Source organism: Rhizobium skierniewicense Ch11 (assembly GCF_023757665.1).
GTDB lineage: Bacteria > Pseudomonadota > Alphaproteobacteria > Rhizobiales > Rhizobiaceae > Agrobacterium > Agrobacterium skierniewicense.
Genome location: NZ_RXPG01000003.1, coordinates 43,571 through 62,027, shown reverse-complemented (window position 1 = coordinate 62,027; position 18,457 = coordinate 43,571). Strand labels below are relative to the sequence as shown.

Below are 18,457 nucleotides of genomic sequence, written 5' to 3'. Positions count from 1 at the left end.
CGCCCATGGGCTACGAGATGTTTCACGTGAATCATTTGCCGACACAGAACTCGGAGAATATCACACCGAGCAAATCTTCGACATCGACACGCCCGGTGATACGACCGAGAGCCGTAGCGGCAAGACGCAGATATTCCGATCGGATCGCCAGATCCATGCCGTCTGATGCCAAAGCATCACTAACATAGTTGCGCGTCTCTTCAAGTCGTTTCTTGTGGCGTGCCCTAACAGGTCCCAGTGTGAACGACGCGCCAACGCGCTCTTCAATTGCCGCTGCGATGGCGGAGCGAAGATGATCCAGCCCTGTTCCGGTTCTGGCAGACAGCGCAATATCGCACTGGCTAGTGACGGTTTCGATCATATCACATTTGGTTGCGATCTTGAGAATTCTCTTATTGGCGTCGATCGGGAATTGTTGCGGAACCGAATCGATATCGGATAGAAACAAAATGAGGTCGGCATTCTCGGCAGTGAGACGCGCACGCCTTATACCTTCTTGCTCCACAACATCATCGCTTTCTCGCAGTCCGGCTGTGTCGAACAGCGTCACCAGGTATCCGCCGACGTTGAGATCGACGCTGAGAACGTCACGCGTCGTTCCGGCGATATCCGTGACAATTGCCACGTCACGTCCGCTCAACGCGTTCATAAGAGTCGATTTGCCGACATTAGGAGCGCCGACGAGGGCCACTTTAAACCCGTCGCGGATGATTTCACCACTCGAACCTGCGTTTAAATGGAGATGCAATTCATCCTGGAAAGCCGAAACATCTCTCCAAACCTGGGCCGATACCGAATCTGGAACGTCTTCTTCGTCCGAAAAGTCCAACTCGGCCTCAATCAAGGCCCGGCACCGCGTCAGACGTTGCGCCCACCCATCATAAAGTTCAGACAGCCTGCCACTCGTTTGCTCAACAGCCAGACGCCGCTGCATCTCTGTTTCTGCTGTGAGAAGATCCGCAAGCCCCTCGACTTCGAGAAGGTCCATCTTGCCATTATCGTAAGCGCGCTTGGAAAATTCACCCGCCTCCGCTGGACGCACTGCCGGTATGGCGTCCAGCTCTGAAAAGACCGCTGCAACAACCGCTTTACTACCATGGACATGCAATTCGACACAGTCTTCGCCCGTGAAAGAGTTCGGAGCAGGAAAATTGAAGACAAGCGCCTGGTCTATCGGATCATCGTTGCGGTTCCGAATCGTTTTCAGAGCGGCTCTGCGGGGCAGGGGTAAATCACCTCGGATCAATCTCTCCAACGCATGATGTGCCTGTGGACCGCTGATACGCAAGATCGCCACACCGGCGGGTAGTGAGCCGCTGGAGAGAGCGTAAATCGTATCATTGGATGGCAACATTGGTTTTCAGTCCTTCAAACGCTGGAAGTCAGGCTGTCATCACGGTTATACTAATCCCGTTCAAAAGAATGGCCGCGCCCGTTTGATCGGACGCGGCCTTATAGCCTTACAGGAAGAATCCCGCTTTAAGTGTTCATCGAATCGAAGAAGTCGCCATTGTTCTTGGTCTGCTTCAACTTGTCGATCAGGAACTCGATGGCATCTGTCGTCCCCATCGGCGCCAAGATACGACGCAGAACGAAGATTTTCTGAAGATCCTGACGCGGAACGAGGAGGTCTTCCTTACGGGTGCCGGATTTGAGGATGTCCATGGATGGGAAGATACGCTTGTCGGCGACCTTGCGGTCCAGCACAATTTCCGAGTTGCCGGTTCCCTTGAACTCTTCGAAGATTACTTCGTCCATGCGGCTACCCGTATCGATCAGAGCCGTCGCTATGATCGTCAGCGAGCCGCCTTCCTCGATATTTCGGGCGGCACCGAAGAAGCGCTTTGGACGCTGCAAGGCATTGGCATCTACACCACCCGTCAAGACCTTGCCGGAAGACGGAACGACGGTGTTGTAAGCACGGCCGAGGCGTGTGATCGAATCGAGCAGGATGACGACGTCACGGCCATGTTCGACAAGACGCTTGGCCTTTTCGATAACCATTTCGGCAACCTGAACATGGCGAACGGCAGGCTCGTCGAAGGTAGAGGAGACGACCTCACCCTTCACGGAACGCTGCATATCCGTCACTTCTTCTGGCCGTTCGTCGATGAGAAGAACGATCAGGTAACATTCTGGATGATTGGCCGTAATCGAGTGGGCAATATTTTGGAGAAGTACAGTCTTACCGGTACGTGGTGGGGCAACGATGAGGCCACGCTGACCTTTACCGAGCGGTGTAACGAGATCCATCACCCGGGCGGACAGATCCTTGGATGTCGGTATTTCGAGTTCCAACTTGAAGCGCTCATTCGGATAAAGCGGCGTCAGATTGTCGAAATGCACCTTATGGCGGATTTTCTCTGGATCGTCGAAGTTGATGGTATTGACCTTGAGAAGGGCGAAATAACGCTCACCTTCCTTGGGTCCACGAATCGGTCCTTCGACGGTATCGCCCGTTTTCAGCGAAAATCGGCGGATCTGTGATGGCGAGATATAAATATCATCCGGGCCTGGCAGATAGTTGGCATTGGCAGATCGCAAAAAACCGAAGCCATCCTGAAGGACTTCAACGACACCTTCGCCGATGATTTCAACATCCTGACTGGCAAGAACCTTGAGGATTGCAAACATGAGCTCCTGCTTGCGCATCGTGCTCGCATTTTCGACTTCCAGGGATTCGGCAAACGTCAGCAAATCGGTAGGGGATTTGCTCTTGAGTTCCTGAAGCTTCATTTCAGCCATGAAGAGAAAGACCGTCTTTAAAATATGTGTGTGGGGGAAGGCTTGTTCGCGAATCAGGTACTGTGGGTGGCCCGCAGACGGCTGAATAATTCACATGCCATTGAGATAAGTGACCGGAAAATAGCGTTTCAGCCTTCAAGCTGCAAGAGGAAAGCACCAATTCCGAGAAATTTATCGTGAACGGCCATTATCCGAATGGTTTCACAACCACCAGTATGACAATGGCGATCATCAGAAGCGTTGGAGCCTCATTCATCAACCGCCAGTGACGGGCGGTACGCGTGTTCTCATCACGGGCAAAACGCTTGGCGCTGCGGCTGAAATAGACATGGGTCGCGGTCATCAGCACCACCAGCGCGATCTTCGCATGCAGCCAGCCACCCTGGAAACCATAAACCGACCAGGCGAGATAAAGCCCCAACACCCAGGAAATCATCATGGCAGGGTTCATGATGATCTTAATCAGACGTTGCTCCATCACCTTGAAGGTCTCGGACTTGTCCGAACCCGTCTCCGCATCGGTGTGGTATATGAAAAGCCGCGGCAAGTAGAACAACCCGGCCATCCAGGAGATGACGGCGATGATATGCAGCGCCTTGATCCAGAGATAGGCATCCGCGGGATCGGCATGCAGGACAGCGGCAATCAGTCCCACAAAAACTACAAGAGCGGCGCCCGCGCGCAAACGCGCCTTGCGACCTGATGTGTCGGACGTCGCTTTTTCCCGTGTCATCGCCGCGCCTCATGAGATCGCACCCGCGCCACCAGTTTCGCTACATTTTCCGGATCGGCCTGCGGCGTGATGCCATGGCCCAGATTAAAGATCAGTGGACCATTGCCAAGCTGTTCCAGGATCGTATCGATCCCGTCTTCCAGCGCCTTACCGCCAGCCACCATGCGCATCGGGTCCAGATTGCCCTGCACAGGCCCGTCTTTTTGAAGGTCACGGGCGAAGGAAAGCGGGATGCTCCAATCGAGGCCAATGGCATCAGCCTTGGTTTTCTGACGGTAATCTTTCAGCATAATACCGGCACCCTTGGCAAATGCGATGATCTTGGCGTCCGGCCGGCGAGCCCGAACGGACTGGATGATGCGCGCGACCGGCTTGATCGCATAATCTTCGAATTCCTTCTCACCCAGAACACCCGCCCAGGAGTCGAAAATCTGCACCGCATCGGCACCCGCATCCAGCTGGGCTACGAGATAGTCGGCAGACACCTCCGCGAGAAACGCCAGCAGATGTTCCATAGCCTGCGGATGTTGGTAGCCAAACAGGCGCGCGGGCGCCTGGTCGGGTGTTCCGTGTCCGGCAATCATGTAGGTGGCGACCGTCCAGGGAGCGCCACAGAAGCCGAGCAGTGTGGTCTTGGACGGAAGTTCCGCCCTCAATCGTCTCACCGCCTCAAACACCGGTGCAAGATGCGGCAAGATATTATCGGCCTTCAGTGCCGAAATCTCATCCGTAGTAATCGGGTCCATTGCCGGACCCCGCCCTTCGGTGAAGGTGACATTGCGATGGAGCGCGTCCGGGATCACGAGAATATCAGAAAACAGGATAGCCGCATCGAGTTCAAAGCGACGGATAGGCTGAAGCGTGACCTCCGTTGCCAGCGCAGGATTATAGCATAGGTCGAGGAAACTTCCCGCCACCTTCCGCGTTTCTCGATACTCCGGGAGATACCGACCCGCCTGCCTCATGAGCCAGATCGGAGGAGGGGTGAGTGTCTCCCCGCTCAATACCTTCAAAACGTTCCGTTCAGCCATCAGCCCATCTTTTCTAAAATATAATAAAAGAGATTCTTAGAGATTTTCTATTTCTTAGAGTCTGTGAGTAGCAAGGATTAAATCCTGTCCGGCGGATATGCCGCATCCAGACAAAACCGGTCACGGCGGTGGAATGATCAAACATAAGCTTGTCAACGATCGGGGGTAAAGACAAATTCACCAAATTTTTCAGTTTGTTAGATATTGATGGTGTCATCAACTTCCTGTGGATAAACGGTGCATGATTTTTAAGAGCTTTCCGTTCTCCTCACAATTCACAAGTCGCCTTCCGCTTGCTACACAAAAACCCGATTGTGGATAAACCGGCAGTTTTACACCGGCCGGTCCGCGGGCAAGGCTAACGCCACAGCTTGTCCAGTGTTATCAACAGGGAGCGGAAAACAGCGTGGAGAACACAAAAAGCTTCTTCCATCTTCATCTGATTTCTGACTCCACGGGCGAGACTCTCATGTCGGCGGGCAGGGCGGTGTCGGCCCAGTTTCACGCTGCCATGCCGCTGGAACACGTTTATCCGATGATCAGAAACCAGAAACAGCTTCAGCAGGTGATAGACAGCATCGATAAAGAACCGGGTATCGTGCTCTACACAATCGTCGATGAGCATTTGGCGCAGTTCCTGGATCTCCAATGCCACGCGATCGGCGTTCCCTGCGTCAACGTGCTAGAACCGGTCATAGGCATTTTTCAGACCTATCTCGGCACCACATCCAGGCGAAGGGTCGGAGCACAACATGCCCTGAATGCAGATTATTTTGCCCGTATAGAGGCCCTGAACTTCGCGATGGATCACGATGACGGGCAGATGCCGGAAAGTTATGAGGAGGCGGATGTCGTCCTTATCGGTATCAGCCGCACGTCGAAAACGCCCACCAGTATCTATCTCGCCAATCGTGGCGTCAAAACCGCCAATATTCCCGTCGTGCCTGGCGTGCCTTTGCCGGAAAGTCTTTACAAGGCCACAAGGCCGCTGATCGTCGGACTGGTCGCGACGTCCGATCGAATATCTCAGGTTCGCGAAAACCGCGAATTGGGGACAACAGGTGGTTTTGACCGCAGACAATATACAGACCGGGCGACCATCATGGAGGAGCTGAAATATGCCCGTGCGCTTTGCGCTCGCAATGATTGGCCACTGATTGACGTCACGCGCCGGTCTATCGAAGAGACAGCTGCCGCCATTCTTGCCCTTCGGCAAAGGACACGTTAATCCCTTCGCTTCCTTCTTCGGAGACTGGGTTGATGAAACCGGACCTTATCCTTGCATCCACGAGTGCGTCCCGGCAGATGCTGATGCGCAATGCCGGTCTGACCTTCACGGCCCAGCCGGCCGATATCGACGAACGCGCCATAGACACGCGGTTGGTCAAAGACGGCGCTACGCCTGACCGTATCGCGGTGGAGCTGGCCAGGGCCAAGGCCCTTGCGGTCAGCGCAGCGCGACCGGACGCTTTCGTGCTTGGCTGTGACCAGACCATGTCGCTTGGATCACGCATTTATCACAAGCCGAAGGATATGACCGAGGCTCATGCCAATCTCATGTCCTTGTCTGGAAAAACGCATCGCCTGAACTGCGGTGCAGCGTTAGCGCATAAGGGAGCAGTCATCTGGGAAACCGTGACCTTTGCAGACTTGACCGTTCGCGCTTTGAGCAACGATTTCGTTGCGCGTCATCTCGAGCGCGTCGGATCGAACGTGCTATCGAGCGTTGGCGCCTATCAGCTGGAAGGGGAAGGCGTTCAGTTGTTCAGTGCGATAGAGGGCGACTATTTCACCATTCTCGGACTACCGCTTTTGCCTCTCTTAACAAAACTCCGCGACTTGGGCCTGATCGATGGTTGATTCACGTGAAACATTAACCATCAAGGCCTTCGTTACAGGCTACCCGATTAAACATTCCCGATCTCCGCTCATTCATCGCTATTGGCTCGAAGCTTTCGGTATCGGCGGTTCCTATGATGCGATAGCCGTTGCGCCTGAGATGTTTGAACATTTCATGACCGATTTGAAGTCTGGCAAGAGCACATTTGTCGGTGGCAATGTCACAATACCCCACAAGGAATCCGCCTACCGATTGGCCGATAAGCCTGATGACGTCGCGCAAGAGCTGGGTGCCGCAAACACCCTGTGGTTGGAAGACGGTCAGCTTCACGCGACCAATACCGATGGCTATGGCTTCCTGTCCAATTTAGACGCCCGCTGCCCAGGCTGGGATAAGACGGACAGGGCAGTGGTTCTGGGCGCAGGCGGTGCCAGTCGTTCGGTTATTCAGGCGCTCTGCAATCGCGATATCGGTGAAATCAATGTCGTCAACCGCACGATTGGTCGCGCAAAAGAATTGCGTAGCCGGTTTGGCGTGCGTGTCTTTGCCCATCCACTGGAAGCACTGCCGGAGGTTCTGGCCGGCGCAGGCCTGTTCGTCAACACGACCTCATTGGGAATGGATGGCGCAGAAGCACCGCAGATCGATTTTTCTGCCCTCCTGTCAAGTGCGATCGTGACGGATGTGGTCTACGTTCCCTTGAACACACCGATCCTCAAAGCGGCGCAGAGCCACGGTTTCACAACCGTCGACGGCCTCGGTATGCTGCTCTATCAGGCAAAACCTGGCTTTGAAAAATGGTTCGGCGAAGCACCTGACGTGAACGAAGAATTGCGAGCGATCATCATCGCCGACATGGACAAACACGCATGATCACCATTGGCCTGACGGGCTCCATCGGAATGGGGAAATCGACAACGGCAGCACTGTTCGCCAAAGAGGGCGTAGCTGTTTGCGATTCCGATGCGCTGGTGCATGATCTCTACGGCAATGAGGCGGTTCCGTTGATCGAAAATGCGTTCCCTGGCACCACGCAGAACGGGCGCGTGGATCGCGAAAGGCTGGCTGGGAAATTGCGTGACAATCCGGCTCACTTTAAGGTGCTGGAACAGTTGGTTCACCCGCTTGTCCAAAAAAAGCAAAAGCAGTTTTTGGATGCGCAGCGCTTGAGAGGTGTCGAATTCGGCCTTCTGGATATTCCTTTGCTGTACGAAACCGGCGCGCAGGCGCGCGTTGACACCGTGGTGGTGGTGTCTTGTCCGCCCGATATCCAACGGCAGCGTGTTCTTTCACGACCGGGGATGAGCGAGGAAAAATTTCAGATGATCCTTGCGCGGCAGATGCCGGATGAGGAAAAGAGAAAGCGTGCCGATTTCGTGATCGATACGGGCAAAAGCCTGGATGATGCGAGGGAGCAGGTGCTGGCAGTGTTGGCCGCCTTGCGGTCAGATCAACACGGGAACATGTGATCATGCGCGAAATCATCTTCGATACGGAAACGACGGGTCTGGAATCCAAGGCCGACCGCATCATCGAAATCGGCGGCATCGAGCTGTTCAACCATTTTCCAACCGGTCGTACGCTTCATCTCTACATCAATCCGGGGGATCGCAAGGTCCATCCCGACGCTTTAGCCGTGCACGGTATTACCGACGAGTTCTTGAAGGACAAACCGAAATTCGAGGATGTCGTTCAGGAGATCAGGGATTTTTTTGAGGGCGCGCGCTGGGTCGCCCATAATGCGACATTCGATATGGGTTTCATCAACGCCGAGTTTGCCCGCATTGGTATCGAGCCAGTCCCACCTGAAGTCGTCACCGACACCTTGTCGATGGCGCGGCGCAAACACCCGATGGGCCCGAACTCGCTGGATGCGCTTTGCCGTCGATATGGCATCGACAATTCACACCGCACCAAGCATGGCGCCTTGCTCGACTCCGAACTTCTGGCGGAAGTCTATATCGAGATGATCGGCGGACGGCAGACCGCGCTCGGTTTTGGAAGTGCTGTGAAGACGCAGTCGACCGGGATCGTGGAGGACGTACCGGTTGATGTGATCGTGCGGGAGAAAACATTGCCACAAAGATTGGATGCAGAAGCAGCGGCGGCGCATGGCAAGCTCGTTCTGTCGATGGGCACCAAGGCGATCTGGAACAAATATCAGCAGAACTGAGCGTGGCGAAATGCCGTCAGGAATTTGCGCATTAAAAAACCCGGGCTTTTGACCCGGGTTGTTTTTTTGATCGATGGTTGGACGATCAGTTCGGAACGGCCTGAACCTTGGCGCGGGCCTGTTCTTCTGCAACGCGCTGCGCAAACATCTGGGAAAAATCGATTGGATCGATCATCAATGGTGGGAAGCCACCATTGCGCGTGACGTCTGCGATGATTTGGCGCGCGAATGGGAAGAGAAGACGCGGGCACTCGATAAAGAGAACCGGCAGCATATGTTCCTGCGGAAAACCGGTGATGCGGAAGACGCCGCCATAGACCAGCTCGGCCACGAACAGAACCTTGTCACCATCCTTGGCTTCGGCGTTCAGCGTCAGCACCACGTCGAAGTCAGAACCGGAAATAGGGTTCGCATTGACGTTGACATTGATGTTGATTGCAGGGGCCCCCTCGCGGGCCTGAAGCGAACGAGGAGCGCCCGGATTTTCGAAAGACAGGTCTTTCGTGTACTGGGTCAGAATGTTGAGGGAGGGGTTTGCACCGTCCTGCGCACCGTTTTCAGTGGTCATATTATGTCCTCGCGGATTGAATTCTTGGAAGCCCGTCTATCATCTCGACTATGGCCTTACAACCCTTTGATATGAGGGTTGGTCTCAGGGTTTGGGCAAGTCTCGGTCATCCCGCTTCTGTGACCAAGGAGATTGCCCGGGACCGTCGCGGTGGAAGTCGTCTTCATCCAGGTCGACCACCTTCGCCGATGGTTCGCCCTTCGCACCGGGACGAAATCCCCTGCCTTTGAACGAACTTGCCACGACAATGCGCGGACCGAACGATGTCCAGATCAGCGACCGGAAGCCGGGGATGAGAAGAAGAAGGCCGATCGTATCGGTGATGAAACCGGGCAGGAAAAGCAGAATACCCGCGATCACACGCATGCCGCCATTGACGATGGCTTGCGCTGGCTCACCGCCGGTGCGGCTAGCATTTTGAAGATTGCGAATCATCCCAAGGCCGCCCGACCTCAAGATAACGAGACCGAGGAACGAGGTGAACAGAATGAGCGCCAGGGTGAGCCAGACACCGAGCGCCTTGCCCACGACAATGAAGCCGGCAATTTCCAGGATCGGCATCAACAGGACGACGATGGGTACCAAAGAGAAACGCATAATCCGAGCCTTGCGTGTTGTTGGAACCCGTGCGCCTCATCCGAACGCAGACGAACATGTCCCAACGAAATGAACCTACGCACCGGACGTAACTGAGAAGCGTTTCACGTTCCTCCGATGCCTGAACCTCACCCTATCGACAAATTGCCCGCCTTGGGAGACCAACGCTTGAATCTGTATATTTGAATGATGAACAGATGCAGACTATATGATGTGTAGAAATTTGAATTTAAATGGTGGTGTCGGTAAAAGATGAACGCAAGCGACCTTATAACATTGTTTTTTCTTGTGGTTGCGGTGCTGGTTTTCTTCCAGCTTCGCAGTGTCCTTGGTCGTCGTACCGGCAATGAAAAGCCGCCTGTTGATCCCTATTCTCCACGCGATGCAGTCAAATCGTCCTCTGCCGACGATAACAAGGTCGTGACCTTGCCGAAACGAGGCGACGAGGAAGAGGAAAACCGCTTCGCCGAGATCGACGCCGTCGCACCTGTCGGGTCTGCGCTGAATGACGCTCTGCGGGATCTCAACAAGACCGATCCGACCTTCCGCCCGAAGGAATTCCTGAACGGCGCGCGCATGGCCTACGAGATGATCGTCATGGCATTTGCCGAAGGCGACAGAAAAATCCTCAAGGATCTCTTGTCGAAAGAGGTCTATGAGGGTTTCAACGCAGCGATTTCCGAGCGGGAAAGCAGTGGTGAGGTGGTGAAATCCACATTCGTCGGCATCCAACGGATCGAGATCACCCAAGCCAGCATCCGCGATTCCGAAGAGCAGATCACCCTGCGCATCGTCAGTCAGCTGATTTCCGCCACGTATGACAAGGATGGCAAGCTGATCGATGGCGATCCCGAAAGTGTATCGGATGTCGACGACATCTGGACCTTCTCGCGCGATATCCGCTCACGCGATCCGAACTGGAAGCTGATTGCGACCGAATCCGAACAATGAGCAGCACTGGCCGGGCTTTCCGTTTAGAAGAGGTATCGTTCGAACAACTGCCCGGTTGGCAGACGGACGATCCTTCTTCGCTGCTTCCGGCCATGCAATCCGTCCTCTCGCACCTGCGTCGTGCCAAACCCTACCGGACAGGCGCGCTGGGACTGAGCGCGCAGGAGCTTTCTGCGCTGCTGGAAAAAGCTGACGAAACCAGCTTCAAGGGCGCAGGCTCGGCTCGGCTGTTTTTCGAAAACCATTGCGTAGCCTTCAAGATAGCGCCGTCCCACGGCAAAAGCGGCTTCGTAACCGCGTTTTACGAGCCGGAACTCGCCGTAGCGGCAAAGCCCGATGCGACCTTCAGATATCCGATTTATCGCCGCCCCTCTGATCTTGTCGATCTGGATGATGCCAACAGGCCGTCCGATATGGATTCTTCCTACGTCTTCGGGTTGCAGCACAACGCAAAAATTTCCCCCTACCCCGACAGGGGCGAGATCGACAGGGGTTATCTGGATGGACGCGGTCTGGAAATCGCCTGGGCGAAATCGAAGGTCGATCTGTTCTTCGTGCATGTTCAAGGCGCAGCCCGTCTTGTCTACGGGGACGGCACGATCCGGCGTATCACCTATGCGGCAAAGGCGGGACATCCGTTTTCCGCCGTTGGTCGTCTTTTGCTGGATAGGGGTGAACTCGACCCCGCCACCATCTCCATGCAGACCATCCGTCAATGGCTGAATGATCATCCCGACAAGGTGGATGAGGTACTTTGGCACAATCGCTCTTACATATTCTTCCGTGACGCGGATGTGGAGGGCTTGGAGCTTGGTCCGATTGCGGCAGCCAAGGTTCCGTTGATTGCGGGCAGGGCTCTTGCGGTGGACCGCCTGATCCACACCTTCGGCTTTCCGTTTTACATCCATTCGCAAAGCCTGACACACCTGGATGATGGGCGCCCTTTTGCGCGGCTGATGCTGGCTCTCGATACGGGCTCTGCCATTGTCGGTCCTGCGCGTGGCGATATTTTCACCGGCTCCGGCGATGAGGCGGGCGAACGTGCCGGGACGGTGCGCAACAACGCGGATTTCTATATCCTTATTCCGCGTGAGGCGGCGGAAAGGTATCGCTGAATGAAGGGCGGGCGCAAACTCGGGCGGGACGAACGGATTTTATGGGGCAAGGTCGCCAAGACGACGCGGCTGATTTCCGGCCGCGTTGAGGATCTGATCGCCTTCGAGGCACTCGAAGCCGAGGTCGAACCCGCTCCCCCGACAACACCCGCAAAGACGTCCAGTCCTCCGTTTCCAAAGATGATCATCGAGCCGGTGCCGCAACCGGCCGCGATGGCCTCGGACAAAAAACGCATCCACAGCCCGCTGGAAAAACCTGTAAAGCGTAAACTCACCCGTGGGCGATTGCCGCTCGAAGCGCGGATCGATCTTCACGGCATGTTCCAGAGCGAAGCCCATGCGGTTCTTCTCGATTTTCTCGTTCGTGCCCATGAGCGCGGCCTGCGCCACGTTCTCGTCATCACTGGCAAGGGCCGCTCGATGGGCAGCGATGGGGCTCTTAAACGGGCAGTGCCGATGTGGTTTTCCAAACCGGAGTACCGGCATCTCATCTCGTCCTATCAAGACGCCTCGATGAACCATGGCGGCGATGGCGCGCTCTATGTTCGTCTTGCCCGCCGACGCGGAGACACGTCATGACGCCCTTTGCGCAAGCGGTCCGCGGTCTTCGCGAAAAGAAGGGTGTGACGCAAAGGCAGATGGCATTGTCGATCGGCGTATCGCCTGCCTATCTCTCGGCGCTGGAACACGGCAGGCGCGGCAAGCCGAGCTTCGATCTGCTGCAACGCATTGCCGGATATTTCAACATCATCTGGGATGAGGCAGACGAGCTCTTCTCGCTGGCTGGTACGTCCGACCCGCGTGTCGTCATCGACACCGCCGGTTTGCCGCAGGAATATACCGCTTTTGCCAACGGATTGGCGCGGAATATTCGCAAGCTGCCGCCAACTGTGATAGAGGAATTGACAGAGGTGCTGCAAAAAAGCCGTTCTTGCGATTGAAACCCACGCTATCCCCTGCTTTCTAGCGGGTTTGATGCTTGTGGACTTTGGATATCGGGGCGGAATTTCTATAGTCACACGTCAGATTTAAAGTGATTCGCTGCCGCGCTATTTCTGTTTGAGGCAGCGCTGCGACAGATACATTTGGAAAGAGTGCTTATGACTGAAACCATGTCGAGCGAAAACGCCGCCAGTGCAGCCTATGGAGCCGACTCGATCAAGGTCCTGAAAGGACTTGATGCGGTGCGCAAACGTCCCGGCATGTATATCGGCGATACCGACGACGGTTCCGGTCTACACCATATGGTCTATGAAGTCGTTGATAACGCCATTGATGAGGCTTTGGCCGGGCATGCCGATCTCGTGACGGTCACGCTGAACGCCGATGGTTCGGTTTCCGTGACAGATAACGGCCGTGGCATTCCAACCGATATCCATACAGGCGAGGGCGTCTCGGCGGCTGAAGTCATCATGACGCAGCTGCACGCGGGCGGAAAGTTCGACCAGAACTCGTACAAGGTGTCAGGTGGTCTGCACGGCGTCGGCGTTTCCGTGGTGAACGCGCTCTCGGTCTGGCTGAAGCTGCGCATTCGCCGCAACGGAAAAATCCATGAGATTTCCTTCACGCACGGCGTAGCCGATGGCCCTCTGAAGATCGTCGGCGAATATGAGGGGCGCTCCGGTACGGAAGTCACCTTCCTCGCCAGCACCGAAACCTTTACGATGACCGAATACACCTACGCGACGCTGGAACACCGGCTGCGCGAATTGGCCTTCCTGAATTCGGGTGTGCGCATTCTTTTGACTGACAAGCGCCATTCCGACATCAAGCAGGAAGAGATGCTCTATGATGGCGGTCTTGCAGCCTTCGTGCGGTATCTGGACAGAGCCAAGAAGCCGCTGGTCGACAAGCCGGTCTATATCATCGGCGAAAAAGACGGCATCACCGTTGAAGTTGCAATGTGGTGGAACGACACCTACCACGAAAACATGCTGTGCTTTACAAACAACATTCCCCAGCGCGATGGCGGCACGCATATGGCCGGTTTCCGTGGCGCTTTGACGCGCCAGGTCACGTCCTATGCCGATAGCTCCGGCATCACGAAGCGTGAAAAAGTTTCCCTTCAGGGTGAAGATTGCCGCGAAGGTCTGACGGCCGTTCTCTCGGTGAAGGTTCCCGATCCGAAGTTCTCGTCACAGACAAAGGACAAGCTGGTGTCCTCGGAAGTGCGTCCCGTTGTCGAAAACCTCGTCAACGAAGCCTTGAGCACCTGGTTCGAAGAACACCCAACCGAAGCCAAAATCCTCGTCGGCAAAGTCGTGGAAGCCGCGATTGCGCGCGAAGCCGCCCGCAAGGCCCGTGAACTGACCCGCCGCAAGGGCGCGCTCGATATCGCATCCTTACCCGGCAAGCTGGCCGACTGCTCTGAGCGTGACCCGGCCAAGTCCGAAGTCTTCCTCGTGGAGGGCGATTCCGCCGGTGGTTCCGCAAAGCAGGGCCGGTCGCGCGAAACGCAGGCTATCTTGCCTCTACGCGGCAAAATTCTGAACGTGGAGCGCGCCCGTTTCGACAAGATGCTGTCGAGCCAGGAAATCGGCACGTTGATTACCGCGCTCGGCACATCCATCGGCAAGGACGAGTTCAACGCCGACAAGCTGCGCTATCACAAGATCATCATCATGACCGACGCCGACGTGGATGGTGCCCATATTCGGACCCTGTTGCTGACGTTCTTCTTCCGCCAGATGCCGGAGCTGATCGAGCGTGGCCATCTCTACATCGCCCAGCCACCACTCTATAAGGTCACGCGCGGCAAGTCCGTTCAGTATCTGAAGGACGAGAAGGCGCTGGAAGAATATCTGATTACGATGGGCATCGAGGAAGCGTCTCTGACAGTCGGCTCGGGTGAAGTCCGCGTCGGTCAGGATTTGCGCGAGGTCATTCTGGACGCGGTGCGCATGCGCTCGCTGATCGACAATCTCCATTCACGCTATAGCCGCTCAATTGTCGAGCAGGCTGCCATCGCCGGCGCGCTGAACCCCGAATTGTCGGCAGATGCCAGCAAGGCGGAGGCAACGGTTGCCGAGGTGGCGCGTCGTCTCGACATGATTGCCGAAGAGACGGAGCGCGGCTGGACCGGTGAAGTGCTTGATGATGGTGGCCTGCGCTTCTGGCGCATGGTACGCGGTGTCAAGGAAGTCTCGACGCTGGATATCGGCCTGATGGGTTCCGCCGATGCGCGACACATCGATCAATTGGCCACCCGCATGGGTGACATCTACAAGACGCCGCCCGTTCTGCAACGCAAGGACGGCACAATGACGATCTCCGGCCCGCGTGCGCTTCTCGATGCGATCTTTGCAGCAGGCCGAAAGGGTCTGTCGATGCAGCGTTACAAGGGCCTTGGCGAAATGAATGCCGAGCAGCTTTGGGAAACGACGTTGGATGCGAACGTCCGTTCGCTCCTTCAGGTGAAAATCCCCGACGCGACAGATGCTGACAGCCTGTTTGCCCGCCTGATGGGAGACGAGGTCGAGCCCCGCCGCGATTTCATTCAGGAAAATGCGCTGAACGTCGCCAACCTCGATATCTAATTCATGGTGGATCGTCGTTTCGGACGATTCACGTGAAACCCAATCTTAACAAAAGGCCCGATGGAAATTCTCCGTCGGGCCTTTTTGCTGGAGATCTTAAGAATAAGGCGCAAGGCCTATTCGGCGCTGCCGGTAAACCTGCCCTCGAAGGCTACTTCGGAAAGCGGCATTCTGGCGCTGGGGATTTCCCGTTCAGCAAGCTCCGGCGGAAGCGTCTCCTTATCGGCCATCGTGCCGATGGCGACTGCGGCCTCCACGACGAAGCCTTCAGGAATGCTAAGAGTCTCGACAATCTTGTCTTTGAAGATCCCGGCCATGGCGTGGGCGTGGTAGCCGAGCATGTGCGACTGCATGGCAAGCGACAGCCAGGCCGCGCCGGCATCGAAGGAATGGGTCGTTGCGGGCTTCTTTTCTCCATCGCGAGAAATTGTATGGTCGCGGGATAGAACGAACAGCAGAACCGCTGCATTTTTCGCCCAGCGCTGATTGCCTTCCATTAGCAGGCTGACGAAGGTCTCGAAGTTTTCCGTGCCGTTATGAGCAAAGACGAAACGCCAGGGCTGCTGGTTGGACGAGGATGGCGCCCAATGCGCGGCATCGAGGATCGTCAGCAGATGTTCTCTCGGCATTCCCTTTCCGTCGAACGCGCGTGGCGACCAGCGATCTAGAAATATGGGATCGACCGGATACTCGGACTGGCGTGAATTGCTGTAAGTCATATCATCTCCTCGACAATGTTTGACGTTATGGTGGACGAGCGCTGACGTCAGGCGCTTGAGAACCGTCATACACCCCTGACGCGGAAAATGCGTCCCACAATCCGAAAAGCGATGCTTTTAGACGCGGACGAAGGGGGGTGACACGAATAAATACTTCGTTCATATATGCAAGAACTTGTCAGACAACAGGAGAGATACCATGAAATTGTTGCGCGTCGGCCAACCCGGTCAGGAAAAGCCAGCCATCCTCGATGCTGACGGAAAGGTGCGGGATCTATCTGCGCATGTGACGGACATTGCCGGTGACGCTATCTCTCCTGAGGGGCTCAAACAGATCGCAGCCATCGATCTGTCTACGCTTCCGCTCCTCGGCGATGAGCGGATCGGCGCCTGCGTTTCCGGCACCGGCAAATTCATCTGCATCGGTCTCAACTTCTCAGACCACGCCGCCGAAACAGGCGCGAAAGTGCCATCAGAGCCGGTGATCTTCATGAAGGCCACATCTGCCATCGTCGGTCCAAACGATAATGTCGTTATCCCGCGCGGCTCGGAAAAAACCGACTGGGAAGTGGAACTCGGAGTCGTCATTGGCAAGACCGCTAAATATGTCTCCGAGGCAGACGCGCTGGACTACGTTGCCGGCTATTGCGTCTCGCATGATGTGTCGGAACGCGCCTTCCAGTCGGAGCGCCAGGGGCAGTGGACCAAGGGCAAGTCCTGCGACACCTTCGGTCCGGTGGGGCCCTGGCTCGTAACCAAGGATGAAGTGGCTGACCCGCAAAACCTCGGAATGTGGCTGAAGGTCAATGGCGAGACGATGCAGAACGGCTCTAGTAAAACCATGGTCTATGGCGTGGCTCATGTCGTCTCCTATCTCAGCCAGTTCATGTCGCTGCATCCGGGCGACATCATCTCCACCGGCACACCGCCCGGCGTAGGCCTAGGCATGAAGCCGCAGCGTTTTCTCAAAGCAGGCGATGTCGTCGAGCTCGGCATCGAAGGTCTCGGTACGCAGAAGCAGATATTCGTGGCCGATATCTGAGCGGTCTTTATCCTAGAATACGACCTCTGTAAGCGCTGGTGGGAAACTGCTGGCGCTTTAGGCGTTTTGTGCATGTGCGAAAAGATGCTATGATGACAGAAAGACGACGGTAAACGACGGGAGGCGTTCATCCATGTTCTACCAGTTTTATGAAATGAACCACGCGGCCATGATGCCGCTGCGGGCCAGCGCCGATATGATGCGACAGGCCTGCAACAATCCCATGAACCCTTTTTCCAATACAGCTTTTGGACGAAGCCTTGACGCAGGCTTTGAAGTGTTCGAGCGGTTGACGCGTCGTTATGGCAAGCCGCAGTTCGAGCTGCAGAACACTGTGATAGGGGGGCAGTCCATCGGCGTCAGCGAAGAGATCGTCTGGGCGCAGCCATTCTGCAATTTGCTGCATTTCAAACGCGAGCTGCCTGTTGGTCACGCTCCAGATCCCAAAGTGCTGCTGGTCGCACCCATGTCCGGTCACTATGCAACGCTGCTGCGCGGAACGGTCGAGGCACTGCTGCCATCTGCAGATCTCTATATTACAGACTGGATCGACGCGCGCACCGTAGCCCCTGATGATGGCCACTTCGATCTTGATGATTACATAGACTATCTGATCGACATGCTTCACCATCTTGGGCCGGGCGTGCATATTGTTGCTGTCTGTCAGCCCTCCGTCCCGGTGCTGGCCGCGGTATCGCTAATGGAAGCAAACGACGATAACCACTCCCCAGCTTCCATGACGCTGATGGGGGGGCCGATTGACACGCGGATCAACCCGACGGCGGTCAACGAGATGGCCAAGGGCAAGCCGATCGAGTGGTTCAGGAATAATGTCGTGATGCAGGTGCCCTGGCCACAACCCGGTTTTGGCCGCGCGGTCTATCCGGGCTTCCTGCAACTGACCGGTTTCATGTCGATGAACCTCGACAAACACATGACGGCACACAGGGATTTCTACATGAACCTTGTGAAGAACGACGGCGATTCCACGGAAAAGCATCGTGAGTTTTACGATGAATATCTGGCGGTGATGGATCTGACCGCCGAATTTTATCTTCAGACGGTCGAAACCGTGTTCATCGAACACGCTTTGCCCAAGGGCACCATGTTGCATCGGGGCAGGCGGGTCGAGCCATCCTCTGTCCGACGCACGGCACTGTTCACCGTTGAGGGCGAAAACGACGATATTTCCGGTGTCGGCCAGACAAAGGCAGCCCATGATCTCTGCGTCAACATTCCCGATGACAGGCGGGCGCATTACATGCAGCCGGATGTGGGTCATTACGGCGTCTTCAACGGTTCACGCTTCCGTCGCGATATCGCGCCGCGCATGCTCGATTTCATCCGTAGACACGACCCGGCGGCTTAACGCGGAGCGGATGGCTTTTTCATGCGCGAATCGCTATG

The 18,457-nt window shown here is 55.8% G+C and carries 19 protein-coding genes; 12 read left to right on the top strand and 7 right to left on the bottom strand.

Annotated features, from left to right (window positions below):
* Positions 1–31: 31 nt before the first annotated feature.
* The 4 genes from mnmE to hemE form a co-directional block, all read right to left on the bottom strand.
* Positions 32–1,354: a tRNA uridine-5-carboxymethylaminomethyl(34) synthesis GTPase MnmE gene (mnmE, locus tag EKM04_RS01965; protein ID WP_183896500.1), complete on the bottom strand. Its 1,323-nt coding sequence runs from the start codon at positions 1,352–1,354 to the stop codon at positions 32–34.
* A gap of 125 nt (positions 1,355–1,479) precedes the next feature.
* Positions 1,480–2,745 (bottom strand): transcription termination factor Rho, encoded by a 1,266-nt coding sequence (rho, locus tag EKM04_RS01960; protein ID WP_174154391.1) that lies wholly within the window; start codon positions 2,743–2,745, stop codon positions 1,480–1,482.
* Positions 2,746–2,932: 187 nt separating this feature from the next.
* Entirely contained in the window at positions 2,933–3,478 is a 546-nt protein-coding gene (hemJ, locus tag EKM04_RS01955; RefSeq protein WP_183896502.1) for a protoporphyrinogen oxidase HemJ, read from the bottom strand.
* On the bottom strand, positions 3,475–4,509 hold the full coding sequence (hemE, locus tag EKM04_RS01950) for a uroporphyrinogen decarboxylase (protein ID WP_183896504.1): 1,035 nt from the start codon (positions 4,507–4,509) through the stop codon (positions 3,475–3,477). The genes hemJ and hemE overlap by 4 nt, the downstream gene beginning before the upstream one ends.
* A 406-nt stretch (positions 4,510–4,915) precedes the next feature.
* On the opposite strand from hemE, the gene EKM04_RS01945 reads away from it, so the two are divergent.
* The 5 genes from EKM04_RS01945 to dnaQ are packed head-to-tail and all read left to right on the top strand — an operon-like array spanning position 4,916 to position 8,522.
* Entirely contained in the window at positions 4,916–5,737 is an 822-nt protein-coding gene (locus EKM04_RS01945) for a pyruvate, water dikinase regulatory protein (RefSeq protein WP_174154394.1), read from the top strand.
* 32 nt (positions 5,738–5,769) lie between these two features.
* Complete coding sequence (locus tag EKM04_RS01940; RefSeq protein ID WP_174154395.1) at positions 5,770–6,369, top strand: Maf-like protein; 600 nt, start codon at positions 5,770–5,772, stop codon at positions 6,367–6,369.
* Positions 6,362–7,222, top strand: coding sequence for a shikimate dehydrogenase (locus EKM04_RS01935; RefSeq protein ID WP_174154396.1), 861 nt, complete (start codon positions 6,362–6,364; stop codon positions 7,220–7,222). Before EKM04_RS01940 ends, EKM04_RS01935 begins: the two co-directional genes overlap by 8 nt.
* Positions 7,219–7,818: a dephospho-CoA kinase gene (gene coaE / locus EKM04_RS01930; protein ID WP_174154397.1), complete on the top strand. Its 600-nt coding sequence runs from the start codon at positions 7,219–7,221 to the stop codon at positions 7,816–7,818. The genes EKM04_RS01935 and coaE overlap by 4 nt, the downstream gene beginning before the upstream one ends.
* Positions 7,819–7,820: 2 nt before the next feature.
* A complete protein-coding gene (gene dnaQ, locus EKM04_RS01925) occupies positions 7,821–8,522 on the top strand; it encodes a DNA polymerase III subunit epsilon (RefSeq protein WP_174154398.1) in 702 nt (233 codons plus the stop codon).
* Between the two features lie 85 nt (positions 8,523–8,607).
* On the opposite strand, the gene secB is transcribed toward dnaQ, so the two are convergent.
* Entirely contained in the window at positions 8,608–9,090 is a 483-nt protein-coding gene (secB, locus tag EKM04_RS01920; RefSeq protein WP_174154399.1) for a protein-export chaperone SecB, read from the bottom strand.
* Positions 9,091–9,174: 84 nt separating this feature from the next.
* Positions 9,175–9,687: an FxsA family protein gene (locus EKM04_RS01915; protein WP_174154400.1), complete on the bottom strand. Its 513-nt coding sequence runs from the start codon at positions 9,685–9,687 to the stop codon at positions 9,175–9,177.
* A 252-nt stretch (positions 9,688–9,939) separates the two neighbouring features.
* On the opposite strand from EKM04_RS01915, the gene EKM04_RS01910 reads away from it, so the two are divergent.
* The 5 genes from EKM04_RS01910 (at position 9,940) to gyrB (ending at position 15,289) form a co-directional block, all read left to right on the top strand.
* The gene (locus EKM04_RS01910) at positions 9,940–10,638 is read left to right on the top strand and encodes a Tim44/TimA family putative adaptor protein (RefSeq protein WP_174154401.1); all 699 of its coding nucleotides are present in this window, start codon (positions 9,940–9,942) and stop codon (positions 10,636–10,638) included.
* Complete coding sequence (gene mltA / locus EKM04_RS01905; protein WP_183896506.1) at positions 10,635–11,753, top strand: murein transglycosylase A; 1,119 nt, start codon at positions 10,635–10,637, stop codon at positions 11,751–11,753. Before EKM04_RS01910 ends, mltA begins: the two co-directional genes overlap by 4 nt.
* Positions 11,754–12,332, top strand: a complete 579-nt coding sequence (locus EKM04_RS01900) for a Smr/MutS family protein (protein ID WP_183896508.1) — start codon at positions 11,754–11,756, stop codon at positions 12,330–12,332.
* Positions 12,329–12,694: a helix-turn-helix domain-containing protein gene (locus EKM04_RS01895; RefSeq protein ID WP_183896511.1), complete on the top strand. Its 366-nt coding sequence runs from the start codon at positions 12,329–12,331 to the stop codon at positions 12,692–12,694. Before EKM04_RS01900 ends, EKM04_RS01895 begins: the two co-directional genes overlap by 4 nt.
* A 159-nt stretch (positions 12,695–12,853) precedes the next feature.
* The gene (gyrB, locus tag EKM04_RS01890) at positions 12,854–15,289 is read left to right on the top strand and encodes a DNA topoisomerase (ATP-hydrolyzing) subunit B (RefSeq protein WP_183896513.1); all 2,436 of its coding nucleotides are present in this window, start codon (positions 12,854–12,856) and stop codon (positions 15,287–15,289) included.
* A gap of 116 nt (positions 15,290–15,405) precedes the next feature.
* Here the strand turns inward: gyrB and EKM04_RS01885 are convergent, their stop codons facing one another.
* Positions 15,406–16,008, bottom strand: coding sequence for a nitroreductase family protein (locus EKM04_RS01885; protein ID WP_183896515.1), 603 nt, complete (start codon positions 16,006–16,008; stop codon positions 15,406–15,408).
* Between the two features lie 199 nt (positions 16,009–16,207).
* On the opposite strand from EKM04_RS01885, the gene EKM04_RS01880 reads away from it, so the two are divergent.
* Positions 16,208–17,050: a fumarylacetoacetate hydrolase family protein gene (locus tag EKM04_RS01880; protein WP_183896517.1), complete on the top strand. Its 843-nt coding sequence runs from the start codon at positions 16,208–16,210 to the stop codon at positions 17,048–17,050.
* A 133-nt stretch (positions 17,051–17,183) separates the two neighbouring features.
* Positions 17,184–18,419, top strand: coding sequence for a polyhydroxyalkanoate depolymerase (locus EKM04_RS01875; RefSeq protein ID WP_183896519.1), 1,236 nt, complete (start codon positions 17,184–17,186; stop codon positions 18,417–18,419).
* Positions 18,420–18,457: the final 38 nt, after the last annotated feature.